General features: G+C 72.3%; 16 protein-coding genes. 8 read left to right on the top strand and 8 right to left on the bottom strand.

Annotation, left to right across the window (positions count from 1 at the left end):
* Positions 1-136: 136 nt before the first annotated feature.
* Positions 137-1024, bottom strand: a complete 888-nt coding sequence (locus ACWGDB_RS22575) for an NAD(P)-dependent oxidoreductase (protein WP_453824040.1) — start codon at positions 1022-1024, stop codon at positions 137-139.
* Positions 1025-1130: 106 nt separating this feature from the next.
* Positions 1131-2306, bottom strand: coding sequence for an acyl-CoA dehydrogenase family protein (locus tag ACWGDB_RS22570; RefSeq protein WP_453824039.1), 1176 nt, complete (start codon positions 2304-2306; stop codon positions 1131-1133).
* A 247-nt stretch (positions 2307-2553) separates the two neighbouring features.
* Here ACWGDB_RS22570 and ACWGDB_RS22565 point away from each other — a divergent pair, with 247 nt between their 5' ends.
* From ACWGDB_RS22565 to ACWGDB_RS22545, 5 genes are all read left to right on the top strand, one after another.
* The gene (locus tag ACWGDB_RS22565) at positions 2554-3141 is read left to right on the top strand and encodes a maleylpyruvate isomerase N-terminal domain-containing protein (protein ID WP_453824038.1); all 588 of its coding nucleotides are present in this window, start codon (positions 2554-2556) and stop codon (positions 3139-3141) included.
* Between the two features lie 268 nt (positions 3142-3409).
* Complete coding sequence (locus ACWGDB_RS22560; protein ID WP_453824037.1) at positions 3410-3790, top strand: YybH family protein; 381 nt, start codon at positions 3410-3412, stop codon at positions 3788-3790.
* Positions 3791-3898: 108 nt separating this feature from the next.
* Positions 3899-5317, top strand: coding sequence for a flavin monoamine oxidase family protein (locus ACWGDB_RS22555; protein ID WP_453824036.1), 1419 nt, complete (start codon positions 3899-3901; stop codon positions 5315-5317).
* 47 nt (positions 5318-5364) lie between these two features.
* Complete coding sequence (locus ACWGDB_RS22550) at positions 5365-5793, top strand: YybH family protein (RefSeq protein ID WP_453824035.1); 429 nt, start codon at positions 5365-5367, stop codon at positions 5791-5793.
* 86 nt (positions 5794-5879) lie between these two features.
* A complete protein-coding gene (locus ACWGDB_RS22545; RefSeq protein WP_453824034.1) occupies positions 5880-7055 on the top strand; it encodes an acyl-CoA dehydrogenase family protein in 1176 nt (391 codons plus the stop codon).
* A gap of 99 nt (positions 7056-7154) precedes the next feature.
* Here the strand turns inward: ACWGDB_RS22545 and ACWGDB_RS22540 are convergent, their stop codons facing one another.
* The gene (locus ACWGDB_RS22540) at positions 7155-7700 is read right to left on the bottom strand and encodes a flavin reductase family protein (RefSeq protein ID WP_453824033.1); all 546 of its coding nucleotides are present in this window, start codon (positions 7698-7700) and stop codon (positions 7155-7157) included.
* Positions 7701-7885: 185 nt separating this feature from the next.
* Between ACWGDB_RS22540 and ACWGDB_RS22535 the strand changes: the two genes are divergently transcribed.
* Positions 7886-9484 carry an aspartate aminotransferase family protein gene (locus ACWGDB_RS22535; RefSeq protein ID WP_453824032.1) on the top strand — a complete coding sequence of 533 codons (1599 nt, stop codon included), beginning with the start codon at positions 7886-7888 and terminating at the stop codon, positions 9482-9484.
* 193 nt (positions 9485-9677) lie between these two features.
* Positions 9678-11981, top strand: a complete 2304-nt coding sequence (locus tag ACWGDB_RS22530) for a BTAD domain-containing putative transcriptional regulator (RefSeq protein WP_453824031.1) — start codon at positions 9678-9680, stop codon at positions 11979-11981.
* On the opposite strand, the gene ACWGDB_RS22525 is transcribed toward ACWGDB_RS22530, so the two are convergent.
* From ACWGDB_RS22525 to ACWGDB_RS22510, 4 genes are read right to left on the bottom strand one after another with little or no spacing between them, the layout of a single operon-like run.
* Complete coding sequence (locus tag ACWGDB_RS22525; RefSeq protein ID WP_453824030.1) at positions 11934-12512, bottom strand: hypothetical protein; 579 nt, start codon at positions 12510-12512, stop codon at positions 11934-11936. The genes ACWGDB_RS22530 and ACWGDB_RS22525 overlap by 48 nt on opposite strands.
* Positions 12513-12572: 60 nt before the next feature.
* Positions 12573-14957 (bottom strand): BTAD domain-containing putative transcriptional regulator, encoded by a 2385-nt coding sequence (locus tag ACWGDB_RS22520; protein ID WP_453824029.1) that lies wholly within the window; start codon positions 14955-14957, stop codon positions 12573-12575.
* A 33-nt stretch (positions 14958-14990) separates the two neighbouring features.
* Entirely contained in the window at positions 14991-15764 is a 774-nt protein-coding gene (locus ACWGDB_RS22515; RefSeq protein WP_453824028.1) for a thioesterase II family protein, read from the bottom strand.
* Complete coding sequence (locus tag ACWGDB_RS22510) at positions 15713-16381, bottom strand: NADPH-dependent FMN reductase (RefSeq protein ID WP_453824027.1); 669 nt, start codon at positions 16379-16381, stop codon at positions 15713-15715. The genes ACWGDB_RS22515 and ACWGDB_RS22510 overlap by 52 nt, the downstream gene beginning before the upstream one ends.
* A gap of 174 nt (positions 16382-16555) precedes the next feature.
* Between ACWGDB_RS22510 and ACWGDB_RS22505 the strand changes: the two genes are divergently transcribed.
* Positions 16556-19795 carry a BTAD domain-containing putative transcriptional regulator gene (locus tag ACWGDB_RS22505; RefSeq protein WP_453824026.1) on the top strand — a complete coding sequence of 1080 codons (3240 nt, stop codon included), beginning with the start codon at positions 16556-16558 and terminating at the stop codon, positions 19793-19795.
* A 24-nt stretch (positions 19796-19819) separates the two neighbouring features.
* On the opposite strand, the gene ACWGDB_RS22500 is transcribed toward ACWGDB_RS22505, so the two are convergent.
* Positions 19820-20962, bottom strand: a complete 1143-nt coding sequence (locus ACWGDB_RS22500; RefSeq protein ID WP_453824046.1) for an RNA polymerase sigma factor — start codon at positions 20960-20962, stop codon at positions 19820-19822.
* Positions 20963-20965 lie beyond the last annotated feature (3 nt).

Genomic DNA, 20965 nt, shown 5'->3' with positions numbered 1-20965 from the left:
CGACCGGCGAGGTGACGACCCAGTCCACCGGACCGCGTTCCGCGCCGCCGTGTTCGGACATGTGGAAGGGGCCGGCTCCGACGGGGGATTCAGAACCGGCCCCTTCGTCAGGGGGTGAAGCGCCTGCCGGACCCGGTCACTGCTGCGGGCGGCGGTACGCCTTCACGACACTGGCGTAGCTGTTCTTGGCGTGGCCCTGGGCGATGATGCCCTCCATCAGCGCCTCGGAGTACTTGGGCAGTTCGGTGTCGACGCCGAGCGCCTCGCTCTCCTCGACGAGGTGCTTGAGGGCACCCAGGTGCGTCTCCAGGGTGGCGTCGTTGGCCGGGAACTTCTCGTCGCCGGCGTCGATCTGCGCGGCGTAGTCGGCCGTGAACATCTTGATGGCGTCGAGCCACATGTGCGCCCACGGCAGGAACTCCTGCGCCTTGACGCCTCCGGTCTCCACGATGGCGACGCCGTGCAGGAAGCTGTTGAGGGCACCCCACATCAGGCCCAGCAGCGACACGTCGAACAGGGCGGGCTTGCCGTGGTCGGTGCCGAGGTAGGTGGTGCCGCCGCCGAGGAGCTTCAGCACGGGCTCGTGGGCGTCGAAGACGGCCTGGTCGCCGGCGTAGAAGAGGACCGAGGTCTCGGCGCCGATGCCAGGCGGGGTGATCATGATGGCGCCGTCGAGGTACTTGGCGCCGTTCTTCTCCGCCCACTCGGCGGTCTGGCGGGCCTGCTCGGAGGAGCCCGTGGTCAGGTTGACCACGGTCTTGCCGTGCAGGGCGTCGCCCAGCGAGCCGATGACGTCGTGCACCACGTCGTACGTCGACACACACACGACCACGAGGTCGCTCGCGGCGACGGCGTCGGCGGGCTTCGCGGCGAGCACCGCGCCGTCCGCGACGAGGCCGTCGGCCTTGTCCGCCGAACGGTTCCACACGGTGGTGGCGTGACCCGCCTTCAGGAAGGCGGCGGCCAGGGCCTGCCCCATCAGGCCGAGGCCGAGCACCGACACCGAGGTGTGGTTGTCACCCATGAATCAATTCCTCCAGTACGAAGTGGTGTTGCTGAACGGTCCGGCCCGCGGGGCGTGCCGGTGGGAAAACGGTCCGGGGGCGGAGCCCCGGGGAAGGTGCGTCGACTCAGAGGAAGACGGTGCCGGGCTCCAGGCCGACCAGGACGCGGCCCTGGAGTTCGAGGTTGACGTCGGCGTTGGCGAGCGCGTGCAGGGAGAAGCCCTGGATGTCGCGGTGGAAGCGCTGGAGGTGGACGTCGCGCCGGATGACCGAGCCACCGCCCGCGTCGAACAGGATCTGCACGGCTTCCTTGGCCAGTTGGGCGGCGAAGCCGGTCTGGCCGCGCACGATCGCCTTCTCGGCGTCGGTGGGCTGCTCGCCGGCGTCGGCGCGCTCCTGGAGCAGGGTGAGCCAGCGGGTCGCCAGGGCCTCGGCGGCGTCGATCTTGTTGGCGGCGGTGGCGACCTGGATCTGGGTGAGCGGGTGCAGCTTCTGGTCGGTCCAGTCCGTGTAGGTGATTCCGCGGCCGGGCAGCCGCTCGAGGAACAGCTCGTAGGCACCCCGAGCGATGCCGATGAACACCGCGGCGCACTCCGCCATGACGAAGCTGAGCAGGCCGTAGTTGCGCCCGGTGGCACCGGTGTTGGAGCGGTCGCCGGTCGCGCTGACCATGACCTCCTCGAAGGACACGGCGTGGTGGGCGGGCACGAAGACGTCCTCGGCGACCGCGGTGGCGCTGCCGGTGGCGGCGCCCGCGGAGACGTCCCAGTCGTCGACGATCCTGAGCTGGTCCATGGGGACGAGGGCCATGATCTCGCCCTCGGTGCCGTCCGGGTTGCGCACCATCGCGGCGGTGAAGTCCCAGTCGGCGCCCTTGCAGCCGGTGTTGAACTTCCAGGTGCCGTTGAGGATGTAACCGCCCTCGGTGGGGACAGCGACGCCGGTCGGCGCGAACGCGCTGGAGATCTTGACGGAGCCGGCCGCGAAGACCTCCTCCTGGGCCCGGTCGGGGTAGAGCGTCGCCGTCCAGGTGCTCGTCACCCACACCATCGTCACCCAGGCGGCGGCCGGGCAGCCACGGCCGATCTCGGTGATGACCCGCGCCTGGTCGGCCAGCGGCAGGTCGAGCCCGCCGAACCGGCGCGGCACGGCCATGCGGAACACCCCGGCCTTCTCCAGGAGTTCGATGCTCTCGTCCAGCAGCCAGCCGCGGTCCTCGGCGGCGCGCCCGTTCTCACGGAGGGTCGGGACAATGCTGTCCACGGCTTCCAGTACGGCTGCCAGGTCGTCGTTCGTAGCCATTTCCGGCTCCTCGATAGTGATTCCTACTGCCGGTCGGGAGGCGCGAGAACCCAGCGCTCTCCGGGCAGTTCAAAACCTTACTGAACGGTCCGGAGTACTCAGTAAGAGCACGCTCATCGCCCGGTCATCACTCCTACATCTCCGGGAAACCAGCCGGAACTGCCGCGCAATTACCGGGCAATTACCGTACGCAGACCGGAAAATGAGCGGACGGTGCGCGCGGCCTCTCGTATGGGAACATCCCCACATGACTCTTTCATGGCCCGAACTCGTACGGACGGCGGCCGAGGACACCACCTCGGCACTCGAAAAGGGCGCCGATCAGGACTGGCGCGGAAAGGCGGGTGATCTGGACTGGAGCTGTCGTGAAACCCTTTCGCACATCGCGCTCGGGGTCGTGGGTTACGCGGGTCTGCTGATCGCCCGCCCCACCGACCGCTACATCACGCTGTTCTCGTCGATCGACGGGCACGCCCCCGTCCCTGCCGCGCTCGAAGGCATCCGGATCGCCGGCGCGCTGCTCGCCGGCACCGTCCGCGACACCGGGCCGGACGTCCGCGCCTGGCACCCGTACGGGCACTCCGACGCGGCCGGTTTCGCCGCGATGGGCGTGCTCGAACTCGTGGTCCACGGGCGGGACATCGCGCAGGCGGTAGGTGTGGAGTACACGCCCTCGGACGCCTTGGCGGCGCCCGTGGTCGAGCGGCTCTTCCCCGACGCGCCGGCCGGCCATTCCCCCGCCGAGACGCTGCTGTGGTGCACGGGACGCACCGGGCTGCCGAGCCTGCCGCGGCGCGGCGCCTGGCGCTGGGACGGCCGGGTGCGCCAGGCCTAGCCCCTCCCCACTGAGCGCCCCATGCCCCGCGGGCCCACTCGCAATCAGTCGCCCGGCGGCACTTTTGCATGGTGCCGGGTCCGCACCGACCGCCGTGAGACCACGGCATTACCGCAGCGTGGCTCGAACGTTGAACCTGCCCGAATAGTGTCGGCCACGGAAATGCACGAGCGCCCGCACCGACCGTGCATGCACCCACTGGACGTTCCTTTCTCCCGAACGTTCCTCCCAAACGTTCTCCAGCCAAGAAGGCAGGTCGATTTCCGCCATGTCCGAGCTCGTCGCGGAACTGGAAAACCACACCGCCCGCTACGTCGAGGCCGTCAATGCCGGCGACTTCGAGACGGTCGAGAAGTTCTACACCGCAGATGCCGTCGCCGTCTGGGAACCGGGCAAGCCGCTCAGCGGTGACGAGCGCCGGAAGTACCAGCGGGAATTCCTGGAAGCCCGCCCGCGAATGGCCGCGAAGGCCCGGCAGGTGTTCGTGACCGGCGAGACCGCGCTGATGATCGTCGACTGGACGATCGACATTCCTGGCGAGGACGGCACGACGGAGCACCTGGCGGGCGTCGGCGTGGACGTGCTGACCCGGGGTGCGGACGGGGTGTGGCGCTACGCCATCGACGACCCGTACGGCCAGGCGAGCTGACCGCCGAGCGCGTCGCGGCACGCAGACCCGAAAGCACCTTGGCTCATGAGTGAGATGTCGGTTCCGCACGGCGGGCCCGCACCTAGTACACGGGGGACACACAGCACCATGCACAGCACCGGACCCACCAGCCGGCAGCGGCCGACGCGCCGCACCCTGCTCAAGGCGGCCGGGGCGGCGGCCGTCGCCGTACCCGCCGTCGCCCCGGTCGCCTCGGCCGCCACCCGGGTCGCCGAGGCGGCGGACTGGGACGTCGTCGTCATCGGCGCGGGGTTCGCGGGCATCACCGCCGCCCGCGAGCTGCGCGCCCGCGGCAAGCGGGTGCTCGTCCTGGAGGCCCGCGACCGCCTCGGCGGCCGCACCTGGACGGACACCTACGGCGGCCGGCTGATCGAGCGCGGCGGGACCTGGGTCGAGCCGACCCAGCCCTACCTCGGCGCCGAACTCACGCGCTACTCCCTGGCGTTGGAGGAGGACGAGCCGATCTCGACCACATGGCTGCCGACACCGAACGGTCCGCGGCAGTTCACGCCCGAGGACGGGTTCGGCCGGATGGGCACCCTCTTCGAGCGCATGTTTGACGGCTCGCGGACGTACTTCGAGAAGCCGTTCCAGCCGCTGCACCGGGCCGACCTGCTGCAGAGTCTGGACAAGCTGTCGCTGCGCGACCGCCTGAAGCAGCTCGCCCTCACCCCCGAGGAGGAACTCCTCGTCAACGGGCAGACGGCGGTCTACTCCGGCGGCGCCAGCACGGCGGGCGCCTTCACGATGTTCGCCCACTGGTGGGCCCTGGCCGGCCACACCAACCAGGGCTGGAACGACACCATGCGCTGGCGCATCGCCAAGGGCACCAAGGCGCTGCTCCAGGCGATGGTCAACGAGGCCAAGCCGACGATCAAGCTCAGCTCACCGGTCGCCTCGGTGAACGACACCGGATCGGTCGCGTACGTCACCACCACCTCAGGCACGCGTTACAGCGCCAAGGCGGTCGTCGTCGCGATGCCGGTCAACGCCCTGAAGACGGTCAAGTTCACCCCGTCCCTGCCCGCGGCCCTCACCACGGCCACGACCCAGGGCATCGCCGTCTCCAACGCGGTGAAGCTGTGGATCCACGCCCGCAAGGGAGCCGGCCGGGTCTACGGCCAGGGCGCCGAGGGCGGCTCGGCGATCCCCATGCTGCTGCCGTTCAAGGAGACGAGCGAGGGCATGCTCTACGTCGCCTTCAGCACCGACCCGGGGCTCGATCCGACCAATGTCACCCAGGTGAAGAAGGCCGTGCAGCAGCTCGGCGTGAACCTGGACATCATCGGCCTCAAGGCGCACGACTGGGGCCGTGACCCCTGGGCGCGCGGCGGCTGGGCGTTCCGCAAGCCGCGCCAGCTCACCACGCTCTACCCGGACGTCACCTTCACCAGCGGGCGGCTCTCCTTCGCCAGCGGCGACATAGCCAACGGCTGGAGCGGCTACATCGACGGCGCCATCGAGTCCGGTCTGCGTGCCGCCCGGCAGGCGGCGGGCGAGGAATGACCGCCGACGCATCACCCACCCACCCCCCGGAAGGGAACCGCACAGCCATGTCAGCCACCTCCTTCACCGTCCCCTTCGACCCGGAACGGCCCGACCTCACTTCCGACACGGACATCCAGAACGAGATCTTCATCCAGGTGTTCAACTCGGGTGACGGCGAGCTGTTCAACCGTCTCTACCTCGACGACTCGATATCGAACTTCTCCGGCGAGCCCCTGACGGGCGCCGCCCGGCTGAAGTTCTTCAAGGACTTCCTGGCCGCGAAGCCGACCCTCAAGGCGAAGGTCACCCACTCCTACGTGGCCGGCGACGTGGCGCTGATCGGTGTCGAGTACTCCATCGACTCCACCGGCCCGGACGGTGAGCCGGTCCGGCTGGAGGGCATCTGCACCGATGTGCTGCGCCGCGTCGAGGACGGCCGCTGGCTGATGGCCATCGACCGTCCGGTGGCCGCGAGCGGTCTCGTCGCCGACTAGTACGCCCGGGAGCCCCCCTGGTGCACCAGGGGGGCTCCGCCGTGCCGGAAAACCCAGATGACCCTCACAAGGCCCGAGGAGAACCAGTGACCGAACAGCATGACCTGGCGTCCGTGCTGGACGCCGTACGCGATGTCGTCCCCACCCTGCGCGCGAACGGCGCGTCCGCGGAGGAGCGACGATGGATCCCCGACGAGAACATCGAACTGCTGGACAAGGCGGGGGTGTTCCGCACCGCGGTGCCCCGCGCCCACGGCGGGCTGGACTTCGGCGCGGCCGACCAGTTCAAGGTCATCGCCGAAGTCGCGCGCGGCTGCCCGTCCACCGGCTGGCTGACCATGGTGTGGCTCACCAGCACCTGGTGCGCCTCCCTCTACCCCGACAGGGCGCAGAAGGAGGTCTTCGCCGGCGGCAACGCCCGCGTCTCCATCGTCTTCGCCCCCACCGGCACGCTCACCCCCGTCGACGGCGGTTACCGCCTCAACGGCACCTGGGGCTACAACTCCGGTGTCCGGGGCGCCGACTGGGACCTGCTGGCGGCGATGGTGGAGCGTCCCGACGGGACCCATGAGGAACTCGTCGCCCTGGTCCCGGTCTCCGAGCTGAAGGTCACCGACGACTGGCACGTCAGCTCGGGCGCCGCCACCGGCAGCTGCACGACCAGCGCCGCGGACGTGTTCGTGCCCGCCCACCGGGTGGTCTCCCTGGAGGAGGCCATGGTCAGCGCGACCGGCGACCGCGCGAACACGGGCGCCACCGGCCGCAACTACGGTCTGCTCGGGTACGTCCTGTCCGGCGTCGCGGCCGCGTTCACCGGCATCGCTCGGGGTGCCTACGAGCTGTTCCTCCAGCGGCTGCCCGGCCGCGGGATCACCTACACGGACTGGACCGACCAGAAGCTGCACCCGCTCACCCAGATCCAGGTCGCCACCGCCGCCAACAAGATCGACGCCGCCGAGGCCCTGGCGGACCTGTGGCTGGAGGTCCTGCAGACCCGGGCCGACGTGGGCGAGCAGCCCACCGACGAGGAGAAGGCCGTGATCCGCGGCCGGACCGCGTATGCGGCACAGCTCGCCAAGGAGGCCGTCGAGTTGTTGTACGCGGCGAGCGGCGGCTCGGTCATCCGGCGCGAGGTCGCCCTGCAGCGCTTCCACCGTGACATCCAGGGCTTCTCACTGCACGCCCTGGTCCAGCGCGACGCCAACCTGGAGGTCCAGGGGCGCGTCCTGCTCGGCATGGATCCGGGTACCTACTTCCTGTGACAGCCGGCCTCCCGCGACGGCGGGAGGCCCACCACACGCGACTGGGCGGCATCACCCCGGTGGGTGGTGCCGCCCAGTCGTGACCTCCGCCGGCGGTGGTCAGGAGGCGGTGACGGGCTTACCGAAGCGGCCGTTGACGAACAGCAGCTCGTCACCCGCCGTGCCCGCACCCGCCGCCAGCACGGTGCCGATGAAGATGGTGTGGTCACCGAACACGTGCGACTCGGTCAGCTCGCACTCGAGCCACGCCACCGAGTCGTCGAGCAGCGGCGCCCCCGTGTGCTCGCCGGCGCGCCAGTCCCCGCGCTCGAACTGGGCGGCACCCAGCGTGCGGCTCTTGTCGGCGAAGTGCCGGGCGAGGGACTCCTGGTGGGCGCCGAGTATGTTCACGGCGAACCGTCCGGCCCCGGTGAGGGCACCGTGCATGACCGCGCTGTGGCCGACGCTGCACAGCACCGACGGGGGGTCGAGGGAGACCGAGCTGAAGGCGTTCGCCGTCATGGCGTGCAGGTGCTCTCCGCCCACGGTCAGGACCGTGACGCCGGTGGCGAAGCGGGACATCACCTCGCGCAGCCGGTCCGGCCGTACCGGCTCGTGACCGGAACGCACGGCAGCGTGATCGAGTTCGGCGGACGCGGAATTCATGCCACTCTCCGATGGGTCACGGGACACGTCTGTGCCGTCCGCACGGAAGGCGGCGGCGAAATCAACGTAGCCGCGGCGCCTCGCGGTTCCTTCATGACCGGGTAACCGGTGGGCCTCCTGTGACCGGACCGGACCGATGACCTTTCAATGACCGGATGTTTACCCGGCCATCGGACCCTGAGGGCATGACTGAGACCTCCGCCGCAGCCGCGGAACGCGAACTCGCCGAGCCCTATCTGCGCCAGGTACTCGACACCGCGGGACTGGCGGTGGAATACGTGCGTGCCGAGGCGAACACGCTGTACGTACGCGACGCCGACGGGACCGAATCGCCGGTCGTGGACTTCGCGGGCGGATACGGCTCGGTGCTGCTCGGCCACCACCACCCCGAGATCACGGCGTACGCCCGCGAGCTGCTCGCCGAACGCACCCCGATCCACGCCCAGTTCTCGCGCCATCCGTACGCCAACCGGCTGGCCGCCGAACTGAACCGCATCATCGCGCGAGAACTCTCCGATGACGAGCCTTATTACGCCATCTTCGGGAACAGTGGCGCGGAATCGGTGGAAGCCGCCGTCAAGCACGCCGAACTGGACCGCGGCCTACGCATTTCCGAACTGTTCGGTTCGGTCGACGCCGAGCTCGAGGCGGCGCGCACCGCTGCGGCGAACGGGTCCGCCACGGTCCACGGCGAGGCGGCCGCACGACTCGGGGTCGCCCTGGCCGCCGACGACAACGATGCCGTCCGCCTCCTGGAGACGGCGATCAGGCGCCGCAATGACGAAGTCGCCGCGGCTCCACCGCTGTTCCTCGCCCTGGAGGGCGGGTTCCACGGCAAGCTCGCCGGCAGTGTGCAGCTGACCCACAACGAGGGTTACCGGCTGCCCTTCAAGTCCCTGGGCGCGCAGGCGCGGTTCGTCCCGCACGACAGCCCCGAGGACCTGAACGCCGTCTACGCGCGCGAGCGCCGGGTCCTGCTGGGACTGAGCACACGCAACGGCAGGATCACGGTGACGGAACACGAGTTCCCGGTGTTCTGCGCCTTCCTCGTCGAGCCCATCCAGGGCGAGGGGGGAATTCGCGTTCTGTCCCGCGACTTCGCCCGCGAGATTCAGGAGTTCTGCGCCCGGATCGACTGCCCCGTCGTCGTCGACGAGATCCAGAGCGGAATGGGCCGCACGGGCACCCTGCTCGCCAGTTCCCGAATCGGGCTGCGCGGTGACTACTACACCCTTGCAAAGACCCTCGGTGGCGGCATCGCGAAGGCGTCCGTGATGCTGGTGCGCGAGAAGCGCTATCGCCGGGATTTCGAGATCGTACACAGCTCGACCTTCGCAAAGGACAGCTTCTCCTGCCACATCGCGCTGAAGGTCCTCGAACTGCTGGAAAGGGACGGCGGGGCGGCCTACCGGCAGGCCGAGGAACGCGGTGCGGCTCTGCGCCAGAAACTCGACTCGCTGCGGTCGGAATTCCCCGACGTGGTGGCGGACGTGCGCGGACACGGGCTCATGCAGGGCCTGGAATTCCGTGACCAGTCCGAGGCGTCGTCGCCCGAGTTGCGTCAGATCGCGCAGAGCGGCCTGTTCGGCTATTTCCTGGCGGGTCATCTGCTGCGCCGGCACCGGGTGCGGACGTTCCCGACGGCCAGCGCGGTCGGCACGTTGCGTTTCGAACCCTCGATTTATGTCACAGACGCCGAACTGGGTCAGTTGCACTCCGGACTGCACGACGTGTGCACACTGTTGCGCAAGCAGGCCGGCGACGAGCTCACCGCCGGTCACTGATCCACCCCTGGTGGGTCCGTCGTCTCCCCCCACCGGCGGACTCCCAGGGCATTTCCGACGACGGGCCGGCCGTGACCGGGCCGGCTCGATCGACCGGATGCAGTACGGGAAACGGACCGTGATGAGACCCGTCGGGCGTCACACCGAACCCGGGAAACGCAGCACGCCGGAGCGAGCAGAAACGGGGGAGTTCATGCAGTTCCGCTTACTGGGGCCATTGGAAGTCGAGAGTTCGGGCGGACCACCGGGCAGCCTGGTGGATCTGGGCGGGCACCGGCAGCGCGCGGTACTGGCGTATCTGCTGTTGCAGGCGAACCAGGTGGTGTCCACCAGCCAGTTGCTGTCGGCCCTGTGGGCCGACGACGGCGCGCCCATGACCGCGCGCAAGATTCTGCAGAACGCCGTCTGGAAGCTGCGCGGCGTCCTGTCGCGGCCGCCGCGGACGGAGCACAGCCCCGAGCTGCTGACCCGTGCGCCCGGCTATCTGCTGCGCGTGCCCGCGCGGCGCGTCGATTTGCTCGACTACGAGCAACGCGTGGTGACGGGCCGGGCCGCCCTGGCGACGGGCGAGGTGGAACCCGCCCGTCGGTCGCTCGGCGAGGCGCTGGCGCTGTGGCGCGGGCCCGTCCTGTCCGACCTGGTGGAGGAGGGGATCTGCTGGCCGGAGCTGACGGCCCTGCAGAACCGGCGGCTCGATGTCATGGAGGACCATTTCGAGGCCGCCCTCGCCTGCGGCCGGCACCAGCTGGTGCTGCCCGACCTGGAGAGCCTGGTGGCCGCCGAGCCGCTGCGCGAACGTGCCTCGGGGCAGCTCATGGTGGCCCTGTACCGGTGCGGGCGGCAGGCCGAGGCGCTGGCGGTGTTCGGCCGCGTGCGCACGGCCCTGGTGGAGGGGCTCGGACTGGAGCCGGGGCGCGAACTGCACCGGCTCCAGCAGGCGATCCTCACCCAGGACCCGACGCTGGAGACGCCCCGCGCGGTGGGCGGCCGGGAGAAGGCTCACCTCGCCCCGGTCCCCCGGCCCGCGGAATCCCCGCCCACCCCCGCCGCGGCCCCCGCACCTGCGGCACCGTTGGCGCCCACGCAGCCGACCGCGGACACGGAGCCGACGGAACGCGCGGAGTTGACGGAACGCACCGAGCCGTCCGCGCCCGTGCAGTCGGCCGTGCCCGCCGGCGAGGCCTCCTCCCCCGGCCGGCACGAGTCCCGTACCGCCAGCGTGGTCATGTTCCGCTTCGGGCTCGGCGAGGAGTTGGGCCAGGTGCCGGCCGAGGACCGGGACCGGGTGCTCGACGCGCTGACCCAGCTCGCCCGGGAGAAGACCGAACTGCACGGCGGCCGGGTCACGGCAGTCCTCGGTTCGAAGGTCCTCGCCGTGTTCGCCGACGGGGCGGACCCGGCCGACAGCGCCGAGCGCGCGGTCCGCACCGCGTCCGCCGTCCGCGCCGGCCTCAGCGTCCCCACCGGCACACTCACCCCGCCGCAGGCCGCCGTGCGCGGTCTCACCGTGCACGCCGCCGTGGCGTCCGGCGAGGCCCTGCTGCCGCTCCGGCCCTCGGACGACCCGCCCCCGCCGTGGGGTGGCGGCCGGCTCGTCGACACCTGTAGGACGATGCTGGCCCATGTGCAGGCCGGCGAGATCCATGTCTGCGACGAGACCCACCGGCAGGTCGAGCGGGCGGCAACGTTCCGGCGCGCCTGCGCATCGGCTGTCGCCCCGTGGGAACTGCACGCGCTGCACGACGCGGTCACGGACCGGTCGTGGGAGCAGGTCGGCGCCGGTGTCCACGTCAGCGAGCTGGCGCTGATGCACCACACCCTGCAGCACACCCGGCAGCGCTCGGCGGCCCATCTGATCACGCTCATCGACGGGTCCGGCCGGGCCCGCACACGCCTGCTGATGGAGTTCCAGCGCCGGGTGGAGGAGATCCAGGGCGGCCCCGTGCGGGTGCTGGCCGGCACGGTTCCGCCGCCGCGGCACTCCGGCTCGGCGTTGTCGGTGCCGGCGGAGATCCTGGCGGCCTACTGCGGCATCGAGCCCGGCGGCCTCGATCCCCGTGCGCCCGCGCGGCTGCGAGCAACGCTGCATCGCCTCTGCGACGACCCGGCCACCGTTGCTCATCTGTACGCACCCCTGGCCCGGCTGCTGTCGCCACCGCGGACGGCGGCCGAGGAGGAGTCCGCCGAGATGCTCCGGGCGTGGGGGACGTTCCTGGCACGGGCCGCGCGCGAGCAGCCGCTGGTGCTGATCTGGGACGACCTCCAGCACGCCGACGACGCGCTGCTGGACATGGTGGAGCGGATGACGCAGACCCACGTGGGCGTGCCGCTGCTCGTCGCCGTCGGCGCGGACTCCCGGTTGCCGGACCGGCGTCCGGGCTGGGCCACCGCACGGCCGCGCACGGTGACCCTCAGCCTGAGCCCGGAGACGGGCGACTGCCTGGATCGGCTACTGGAGTCCCTGCTTCCGCCGCTCCGGGAGTCCGAGGTCGCCTGAGCGCGTACCGCCCGTGCCGGTGAGGCGGATGGCACGGGCGAGGGCGCCGAGGGCCCGCGTGACGTCCGCAGTCCCGTCGGGCAGGGCGTCCGCGGCCGATTCGACGAGCAGGGAGCCCGCGAGAGCCTCCCAACGAGCCCCGGCGCCCGCGCGCACCGGGCCCGCGGCCACGCCGAGCACTCGCCGCGCCCATGCGGCGATCCGGGTCCGTTCCGCCGCGGTGACGCCCGGTACGGCCCGCACCCCGGCGCCGAAGCGGGCCAGTATCTCCTCGGCGTGCTCGGCGAGCAGGGCGTCCGGCTGCGCCGCGCCCCAGCCGGGCGGGCGGGCGGGGGGCGCGGAGTCAGCCGGCCGCGCCGGTCCGGCGCCGCGGGGGCGACTGGCCCGGCTCAGCCCTTCGTGCAGGGCCGCGGCGAACCGGGTGCCGACGAAGACGGCCAGCGGGGCGTCCATGTCGCCGGCGGTGGAGGCACGCACCGGCCGGGGCGACGCGTGCGCGGGACGGCGGGTCTGTGGGGATGCGATGTCCATGCGGACAGCACATCAAGTCCCGCACACACGCCGCCCATTCGCGACTCCTCGGCCCGGTCATCACACGGCCCGTCGCCCGGGCCGCACCTCGACCGGCTCGGCTCCCTTGCCCAGGAACCCGGGGTGGATCCGACCGGACGTCCACGCCCGCTCCTCCTGCCGCCGCGGGCGGTGGTCCGGGACGGGCAGCGTGCGCCGCGGCAGCGGGGCGGCCGGCTCGCGCAGGCGGGGCAGGGTGAGCCGGCTGGCGTGCTGGCAGCCGCTGCCCCAGAAGGGCCGACGGCGCAGCAGGTCGGAGTGGCCGCACGCGACGACGAGCAGGGCGCCGGTGCCGGCACCGCCCAGGGTCTCCACCCAGTCGAGCACCACGTCGTCGGCGAGGTGCAGGTCGTCCAGACACAGGACCAGGGGGCGGTGACGTGCCTCGTGCTCGATCACCTCGCCCCACGCGGCGAGTACGTCGGTCCCGCGCCCGGGCAGACCGGAGTGGAGTGGGTGGCACAGCACACGCAGCAGCCGCGCCGCGTCCACGTCGGAGTCGACCGCGGAGCGGACCACGGCTCTGATCCGCTGCTCCGGCGGGTCGGACCGGGCCCCGTGCGGGGGTGCCCACGCGTCCAGCAGCGCGGCGGCCGTACCCGAGGCGTCCCGGGCGCCCTTCGGCCGGCGCGGCCGCAGCACCCGCACCTCGTCGAAGTCGCCGGCGATGCCGCGCTCGAACTCGGCGAGAAGGCGTGTCTTGCCGACTCCGTGGTCGCCGAGCACCGTCAGCATGGAGGGCACGTCGTGGTGACGGGAGTACTCCAGCAGGTTCTCCAGCAGGGCGAGTTCGGGCCTGCGACGGGTGTCGGGGCCGGCCGCCACGGGTTCGCCCGAGTGCAGGGCCCGGGCCCTGCGGATGCCTACGGTGCCGTCGGCGGGGCGGGTGGTCTCGTCGTAGCTCACCCAGGCGTCGGTGTCGCCCGCCACGTCCTCGCTGACGTACAGCTCGCCCTCCGGGACGCCCGCGAGCAGGGTGTGCGCCTTGTCGAGCAGGGTGCCCACCACGGAGACGGCGGCCCGCGGGTCGTGCGGATCGTGCCGCACGATCGCCTTGCCGGAGATCACCACGGCCCGCATCACCATGCCCGCCCGCAAGGCCAGCCGTTCACGGGCCGCGAAGGCCGCGCGCACCGCGTTCAGGGACGCCTCGGGGCGATCGGAGCGCAGCCCGAACAGGGCGGCGCACAGCCCGCCCATGGAGCCGACGACCGTACCGGAGCGGATCTCCACGCTCTCGGTGAGCGCGGTGACCGCGTCGTGCAGGGAGGTGTCCAGCTGCTCGCTCTCCATGGCCGTCGCGCCGGCGGCGGACTCGGTGCACACCACGAGCACGCACACGTCCCGGCGCTCGGCGACCGCGCCCCTGGCCGCTCCGCCGGAGGACGACGCCACCCGCGTCGGGGGGTCGGCGTCCGTGACGGCGCGGGGCGACGGCACGCGCGGCTGGTCGTCGGGCGTCGCGAGCCGGGCGGCGTGCACGGGTTCCGGTGCCGGGGCGCCCAACACGCCGACGGCGAGGGCGCCGACGTCCGCGCCGAGCCTCGAGGGCACCTGGGCGGGGTCCGCCGGTGCGACCGAGTGCCGCCGCGCGGCGCTCACTTCGGCGGCGTCCCGTTCCGCGCGGTCCTCGGTGGGGGAGGCCAGCTCCTGGTCGTGACGCAGTATGCGCCGCTGGAGGGTCTGCAGGGCGGCGGACGGCTCCAGGCCGTACTCCTCCACGAGGGCCAGCCGCACCCTGCTGAACACGCTCAGCGCTTCCGCCTGCCGCCCGCAGCGGTACAGGGCGAGCATCAGCTGCCCGCACAGCCGTTCCCGCAGGGGCTCGGCCTCGGCCAGCGAGGTGAGTTCGCCGAGCACGGCATGGTGCCGGCCGCACGCCAGTTCCGACTCGAAGCGGTCCTCCATGGCGTCCAGGCGCAGCTGCCGCAGCGCGGTCAACTCGGTCCACTCCACGCCCTGTTCGGCCAGATCCGACAGGGCCGAGCCGCGCCACTCCGCCAGGGCCTCCCCCAGCAGCTCGGCGGCCTCGCCCGCTGCACCCGCGTCCAGACGTGCCCGGCCCGCCGCGACGGCACGCTCGAAGCGGGTCGCGTCGAGCAGTTCGGGGTCGACGCGCAGGACGTAGCCCGGCGCCCGGGTGAGCAGTTGCGGCGGCTCGTGCCCCTCGGCGTCGCCGCTCTCCAGCAGGGCACGCAGCCCCCACACGGCGTTCTGCACCATCTTGCGTGCCGTGACGGGCCGCGCGTCCTCGGGCCACAGGGCGTCGAGGAGCTGGCTGGTGGCGACCACCTGATTGGCGTGGAGGAGCAGCAGCCCGAGCACCGCTCTCTGCTTGACGCCGCCCAGCGGCAGACTCCGTCCGCCGCTGACCACGTCAAGCGGCCCGAGAACCTTGAATTCCACGCCTACCCCCGTACGTCGAACACCGATGTTCAGTCATGGCAGGCGCCGTTGCCCGCCGCGAGCGGCACTCGCCGAGCCGGCTGCGCGCAGCACCAGCTCGGCGACGTCGCCGAGCCGCTGGTCCAGATAGAAGTGACCGCCGGGAAGGACCCGCACCTCGGTCTCGGCGCGGGTGTACGTCCGCCAGCCGTCCGCCTCCGCCACGGAGACGACCGGATCGGCGTCGCCGCACAGCACGGTCACCGGTGTCCGCAGCGGCTCCCCGGGCGTCCAGGAGTACCCGGCGAGGGCCGCATAGTCGGCTCGCAGAGCGGGCAGCACCATCGCCACCAGCTCGGGATCGTCGAACAACGCCGCCCCGGTTCCCCCCAGTCGGCGTACGGCGGTCAGGATCGCGGCGTCGTCCGCCAGCAGGTCGTGCGGGCTCGGCTTCGGTCCGGGCGCCGCGCGGGCGGACAGGAAGAGCCTGCGGGGTGGTCGGGCCCCGCGCTCATCGAGGAGCCTGGCGGTCTCGTACGCGACCAGCGCCCCCATGCTGTGGCCGAAGAACGCGAAGGGCGGTGCCGCGTCGTCGTCCTCCAGCTTTCCGGCGACGACCGCGGCGAGTTCCCTGATGTCGGTCACCGGTGGCTCGAGCCGCCGGTCCTGCCGTCCGGGGTACTGCACGGCCCGGACCTCGATATGGGGTTTCAGCTGCCGCGACAGCGGCTGGTACGCGCTGGCGGCACCTCCCGCGTGCGGGAAGCAGATCAGCCTCAGGGCGTCGGGCTCGGGATCGCCGAAACGTCGGAACCACTGGCCGTCCATGGCGCGCTTTGCTCCTGTCCGTTCATTCGGGGTACGTGGTAACCGCGCTCGGCCCTGGCCCGGTGCAGCACACCGGCCCACCAGCTGAGGCGGTCGAACATCAGCCGGGCCGACATGTCCCAGTCGTCGCAGGCGGCGAGGGCACCGTCCGGCCCGAGCCGCTCCCAGTAGTTGTGGAAGCTGACGGTCTCGTGCACCGTCACGGCGTGCACCTCGCCGAAGACCTGGCGCAGGGCGGCCACCGCGCACAGGCCGCTGGAGGGGCCGCCGTAGGACAGGAATCCCACGGGTTTGGCGTGCCATTCCTCGTCGTACCAGTCGATCGCGTTCTTCAAGGACGCCGGGAACGTCTGGTTGTGCTCGGGAGTCACCACCACGAACGCGTCGGCCGCCGCCAGCCAGGGCGCCAGGTCCTTGACGGCCTGTGGTTTGGGCGCCGCCGGGTCGGCGGACATCACGTCGGGCAGCCAGGCCGTGGCGAGGTCTATGACGTCCACGTCGAAGTCGTGCCGCAGCCGGGCCCGCGAGGCGAGCCATTCCGCCGCGACGTGCCCGAACCGTCCTTTCCTGATGCTGCCGATGATGATCGCCAGCCGCAGTCGCTCATTCTCGGCCACCTGCCCACGCCTTCCGCACCGCCGCTGAACCGCATTCCTCGGGGAACCCTGGCATATGCCCCTTCGGATTCGCTTCGGACGGCTTCGGAAATGCTGCGCGCAGGCACTTCGGGCAGGTGGCCGAGCCCTTTTCGTCGCAAGTCGCGGCGGGCGGCAGCCGGTTACGCTGAGATCATGGAATTCGGGGTGCTGGGGCCGCTGGAGGTGCGCACGGACAGCAGACGTGTCGTGCGGGTACCCGAAGTCAAGGTGCGGATGCTCCTCGCCGATCTGCTCGCCCACCACGGGCAGGTCGTCCCGGCGGGCCGGCTCATCGAGGGCCTGTGGGGCGGCTCGACGTTCACGGCACGGCCCACGGCGTCGCTCCAGGCCAAGGTGTCCCAGCTGCGGCGCGCGCTGGAGGACGCGGAGGCGGGCGGCCGTGAGCTGGTCGCGCACCGGCCACCCGGATACGTGCTGGACATCCCTGCCGGAGCGCTCGACGCCGGGCGGTTCCGCGAACTGGTCGCCCGGGCCAGGTCGGGCGAGGACCCGGTGACGCGGGCGGCGCTGTACACCGAGGCGCTGGGGCTGTGGCGCGGCCCCGCCTTCGCCGAGTTCGCGGACCAGCCGTCCGTTCGGCCGACGGCGGCGAGCCTGGAGGAGGAGCGCCTCACGGCGGTGGAGGAACACGCCGGGGTCCGCCTGGAGTTGGGCGAACACAGCCTGCTGGTGGGCGAGCTGACGGAGCTGGTGGAGCAGCATCCGTTGCGCGAGGGGCTGCGGGGCGCGCTGATGTGGGCGCTGTATCAGGCGGGACGCTCCTCCGACGCGCTCGACTGCTTCAACGATCTGCGGCGCCGGCTCGACGAGGAGCTGGGGCTGACCCCGGGACCGTCCCTGGAGGCACTGCGGCAGGCCATCCTGCGCCACGACCCCGTTCTGGCCCGGCCGGAGCCGCCCGCGCAGTCGGCCGCGGGGGTGCCGGCCGGGCCTGGGCCGACCGGTTCGGCCTCGCCCCTGGTGGGCCGCGAGCAGGATGTCCAGGCGATCCGGACGCTGCTCTTACAGCGCCGTCTGGTGACGCTGACGGGCCCTGGCGGGGTCGGCAAGACCCGTCTCGCCCAGGCCACGGCACAGAGCCTGGCCGGCGCGTTCGGCGAGGGCACCTGGCTGGTGGAGCTCGCGGACGCCGGGGGCCTGGAGCGGTTCGCCGACGCCGAGTCACTGGCCGAGCAGGTCATGGCGACGGTGGGCATCCGCGAGAACACCTCGGACGACGACGCCAAGGGCCCGACGGAACGCCTGGCGAGCGCGCTGGCCAGCCGGCGGCTGCTGCTCGTGCTGGACAACTGCGAACACGTCGTGGACGCCGTCGCGCGGCTGGCCGGCCTGCTGCTGGGCCGGGCCCCGCACCTGCACATCCTGACGACCAGCCAGGAACCGCTGCGCACCCGGGACGAGACGGTGTACCCGGTGGCGCCGCTGTCGCTCCCCCCGGAGGGCCGACCGGACCTCGACGCGCTGACGAGCGCGGGCGCCGTACGCCTCTTCGTCGACAGGACCAGGGCCACGGACCCGGAGTTCGTGCTCGACGCCACCACCGCCCCGCTCGTCGCGGATGTGTGCCGGCGTCTCGACGGCATCCCGCTCGCCCTGGAACTGGCCGCCACCCGGGTGCGATCGCTGGGCATCAGGGAGCTGCACGACCGTCTCGACGACCGCTTCAAGGTCCTCAACAGCGGTTATCGGGACGCCCCTTCACGGCACCGGACCCTTCAGGCCACGCTCGACTGGAGCTGGGGCCTGCTCGACGTCCGGGAGCAGACCGTGCTGCGCAGGCTGTCGGTGTTCAGCGAGGGATCCGGCCTGCGGGCGGCCGAGGACGTGTGCTCCGGGGGCGGCGTGTCCCCCGCCGACGTCCTCGATGCGCTGAGCCTGCTCGTGGAACGCTCACTGGCGGTGCGCACCGAGGGACCGCAGGGTCCGCGCTACCGGCTGCTGGAGTCCGTCGCGGTCTACGCGCGTGACAGGCTCGCGGAGTCCGGTGAGCACGCCGAGACCGCGGCCCGGCACCTGCGCCACTGCGTCCGCCTGGCCGAGCGCGCCCGGCCGCATCTGCACGAGCGGGAGCAGTCCCGCTGGTTCCAGTACCTCGACCTGGAGGCGGGCAATGTGCAGCGCGCGCTGGCCGAGGCCGCCCGGGCCGGGGCCGCGCAGGAGGCATTGCGCCTGGTCAACTCGCTGACCTGGTACTGGTACGTCCGGGGTCGGCTGGGTGAGGCCCGCAGGGCGCTGGCCACGGCCCTGGACACACCGGGCGAGGCCGCGCCCGCGGAGCGCGGGGAGGCGGAGTTCTGGTACACGGGCATCCGCCTGCTGCTCGGCGAGCACGACCGGGAGTGCGACGCCCTGGACGCGTACGATCCCGCGTCCACCCCGGAGTCGACCAGGGCTCAGTGGTTCCTGGCGCACGCGCAGTGGACGGTGGGGGCGTTGGTCGCGGGCGAGCAGCGCGTCGAGCGCGTCCTGGTCCGCTTCCGCACCCTGCGCGACGCGTGGGGCACCGCCGCCGCACTGACCACACGTGCCTGCTTCGCCTTGGCCCGAGGTGACCTGGAGTCGCTGCGCGGCAACGCAGAGGAGGCGCGCGCCCACTTCGCGGAGCTGGGCGACCTGTGGGGCCGGTTGAAGACGACCGACGTGCTCGGCAGGCTCGCCGAGATCAACGGCGACTACGACCGGGCGGGCAGGCTGCACCGGGAGAGCCTGCGGATCGCCCAGGCCCTGGAGACCTGGCCGGAGATGTCCACGAAGCTGTCGGGCCTCGGCAGGATCGCCCTGCTCACCCAGCGCTACGACGAGGCCGACGACCTGCACACCCGTGCCCTGCGGCTCGCGGTCGAACAGGGCAATCAGCCCGCCGAGCAGTTCGCCGCGCTGGGCCTCGCGCTCAGCGCCCGGCGCCAGGGCCGGCTGGACGCCGCCGAGGAGTGGCTGCGGCCCTGGCTCGCCTGGAACCGCCGGCGCGGCGACGGACCGGGCCTCGCGCTGGTCCTGGCCGAGCTGGGCTTCATCGCCGAGCAGCGCGGCGACGCCGGACGGGCGCTCGCGTACCACCGGGACGGCCTCGCGGCCGCCGCGACGACCAAGGATCCCCGCTCGGTCGCCCTGGCACTCGAGGGCCTGGCGGGTGCGCACTCCCTGGCCGGGGCCACGGAGCGGGCGATCCGTCTGCTCGGTACGGCGGCGGCGACCAGGGAGCGGGCCGGGGCCCCGCACCCCCCTGCGGAGCAGGGCGACGTGGAGCGCATCTCCGGCCGGCTGCGTGCCATGATCGACGAGGCCGCGTACACCCACGAGTTCACCGTCGGCGCCCAACGGGACCACGAGAGCCAGGCCACGGCGGAGTCCATGCACCCGCCGCCACCGTGAGCCGGTGGCGGCCCGCCGCCGGCGTCAGCGGCGGCGGGTGTTGAGGCGGGCGGCCTGGCGGGTCAGGTAGTCGCGTTCGGCGAGGTTGGGGGCCTGCTGGGCCGCCTCGGCGTAGAGCCGTGCCGCCGTCGTCAGGTCGCCGTCGCGCTCGTGGAGGTACGCCGCCACCGCGGTGTGGCGGGGCAGCGAGTCGTCCAGCTCCGCGAGCGCCGCGAGGCCCGCGCGCGGTCCGTCGGCCTCGCCCACGGCCACCGCACGGTTGAGGCGGACGACCGGGCTGTCGGTCAGCCGCGTGAGCTCGTCGTACCACTCGACGATCTGCACCCAGTCGGTCTCCTCGGCGACGGGCGCGTCGGCGTGGAGTGCCGCGATCGCGGCCTGGGCCTGGAACTCGCCGAGCCGGTCGCGGGCGAGCGCCGCCTGCAGGATGTCGACGCCTTCGGCGATCGACTTGGTGTCCCACCTGCCGCGGTCCTGCTCGGCGAGCGGCACCAGGCTGCCGTCGGGCGCGGTCCGCGACGCGCGCCGGGCGTGGTGGAGCAGCATGAGGGCGAGCAGCCCCGCCACTTCGGGGTGGTCGATCGCGGCCGCCAGCTGCCGGGTGAGCCGGATGGCCTCGGCGGCGAGGTCGATGTCGCCGGAGTAGCCCTCGTTGAAGACGAGGTAGAGGACGCGCAGCACGGTGGCGACGTCGCCGGGCTGGTCGAACCGCACGCCGGAGACGGTGCGCTTGGCGCGGCTGATGCGCTGCGCCATGGTCGCCTCGGGCACCAGATAGGCCTGGGCGATCTGCCGCGTGGTCAGCCCGCCGACGGCGCGCAGGGTGAGCGCGACCGCCGACGACGGCGTGAGCGAGGGGTGGGCGCACAGGAAGTAGAGCTGGAGCGTGTCGTCGACCGCGGGCGCGGGCCCGGGCGCCGGCTCCTCGTCCACGAGGTCCTCACGCCGGCGGCGGGCTGCGTCCGACCGGGTCGCGTCGAGGAACTTGCGCCAGGCCACGGTGACCAGCCAGCCCTTCGCATCGCGCGGAGGGTCGGCCGGCCAGAGGCGGAACGCCTCGACCAGGGCGTCCTGTACGGCGTCCTCGGCCGCCGCGAAGTCGGCTCCGCGGCGGACGAGGATGGCGAGCACGCTCGGTGTGAGGCTCCTGAGCAGGGCCTCGTCGATCGA

Source organism: Streptomyces sp. NPDC055013, assembly GCF_053608645.1.
This window is presented reverse-complemented; position numbering and strand designations above follow the sequence as displayed.

What these genes read in the sequence shown, in the direction of transcription:
- ACWGDB_RS22575 (WP_453824040.1), bottom strand. Translation starts at nt 1,024, where the DNA reads ATGGGTGACAACCACACCTCGGTGTCGGTGCTCGGCCTCGGCCTGATG.
- ACWGDB_RS22570 (WP_453824039.1), bottom strand. Translation starts at nt 2,306, where the DNA reads ATGGCTACGAACGACGACCTGGCAGCCGTACTGGAAGCCGTGGACAGC.
- ACWGDB_RS22565 (WP_453824038.1), top strand. Translation starts at nt 2,554, where the DNA reads ATGACTCTTTCATGGCCCGAACTCGTACGGACGGCGGCCGAGGACACC.
- ACWGDB_RS22560 (WP_453824037.1), top strand. Translation starts at nt 3,410, where the DNA reads ATGTCCGAGCTCGTCGCGGAACTGGAAAACCACACCGCCCGCTACGTC.
- ACWGDB_RS22555 (WP_453824036.1), top strand. Translation starts at nt 3,899, where the DNA reads ATGCACAGCACCGGACCCACCAGCCGGCAGCGGCCGACGCGCCGCACC.
- ACWGDB_RS22550 (WP_453824035.1), top strand. Translation starts at nt 5,365, where the DNA reads ATGTCAGCCACCTCCTTCACCGTCCCCTTCGACCCGGAACGGCCCGAC.
- ACWGDB_RS22540 (WP_453824033.1), bottom strand. Translation starts at nt 7,700, where the DNA reads ATGAATTCCGCGTCCGCCGAACTCGATCACGCTGCCGTGCGTTCCGGT.
- ACWGDB_RS22535 (WP_453824032.1), top strand. Translation starts at nt 7,886, where the DNA reads ATGACTGAGACCTCCGCCGCAGCCGCGGAACGCGAACTCGCCGAGCCC.
- ACWGDB_RS22530 (WP_453824031.1), top strand. Translation starts at nt 9,678, where the DNA reads ATGCAGTTCCGCTTACTGGGGCCATTGGAAGTCGAGAGTTCGGGCGGA.
- ACWGDB_RS22525 (WP_453824030.1), bottom strand. Translation starts at nt 12,512, where the DNA reads ATGGACATCGCATCCCCACAGACCCGCCGTCCCGCGCACGCGTCGCCC.
- ACWGDB_RS22515 (WP_453824028.1), bottom strand. Translation starts at nt 15,764, where the DNA reads ATGGACGGCCAGTGGTTCCGACGTTTCGGCGATCCCGAGCCCGACGCC.
- ACWGDB_RS22505 (WP_453824026.1), top strand. Translation starts at nt 16,556, where the DNA reads ATGGAATTCGGGGTGCTGGGGCCGCTGGAGGTGCGCACGGACAGCAGA.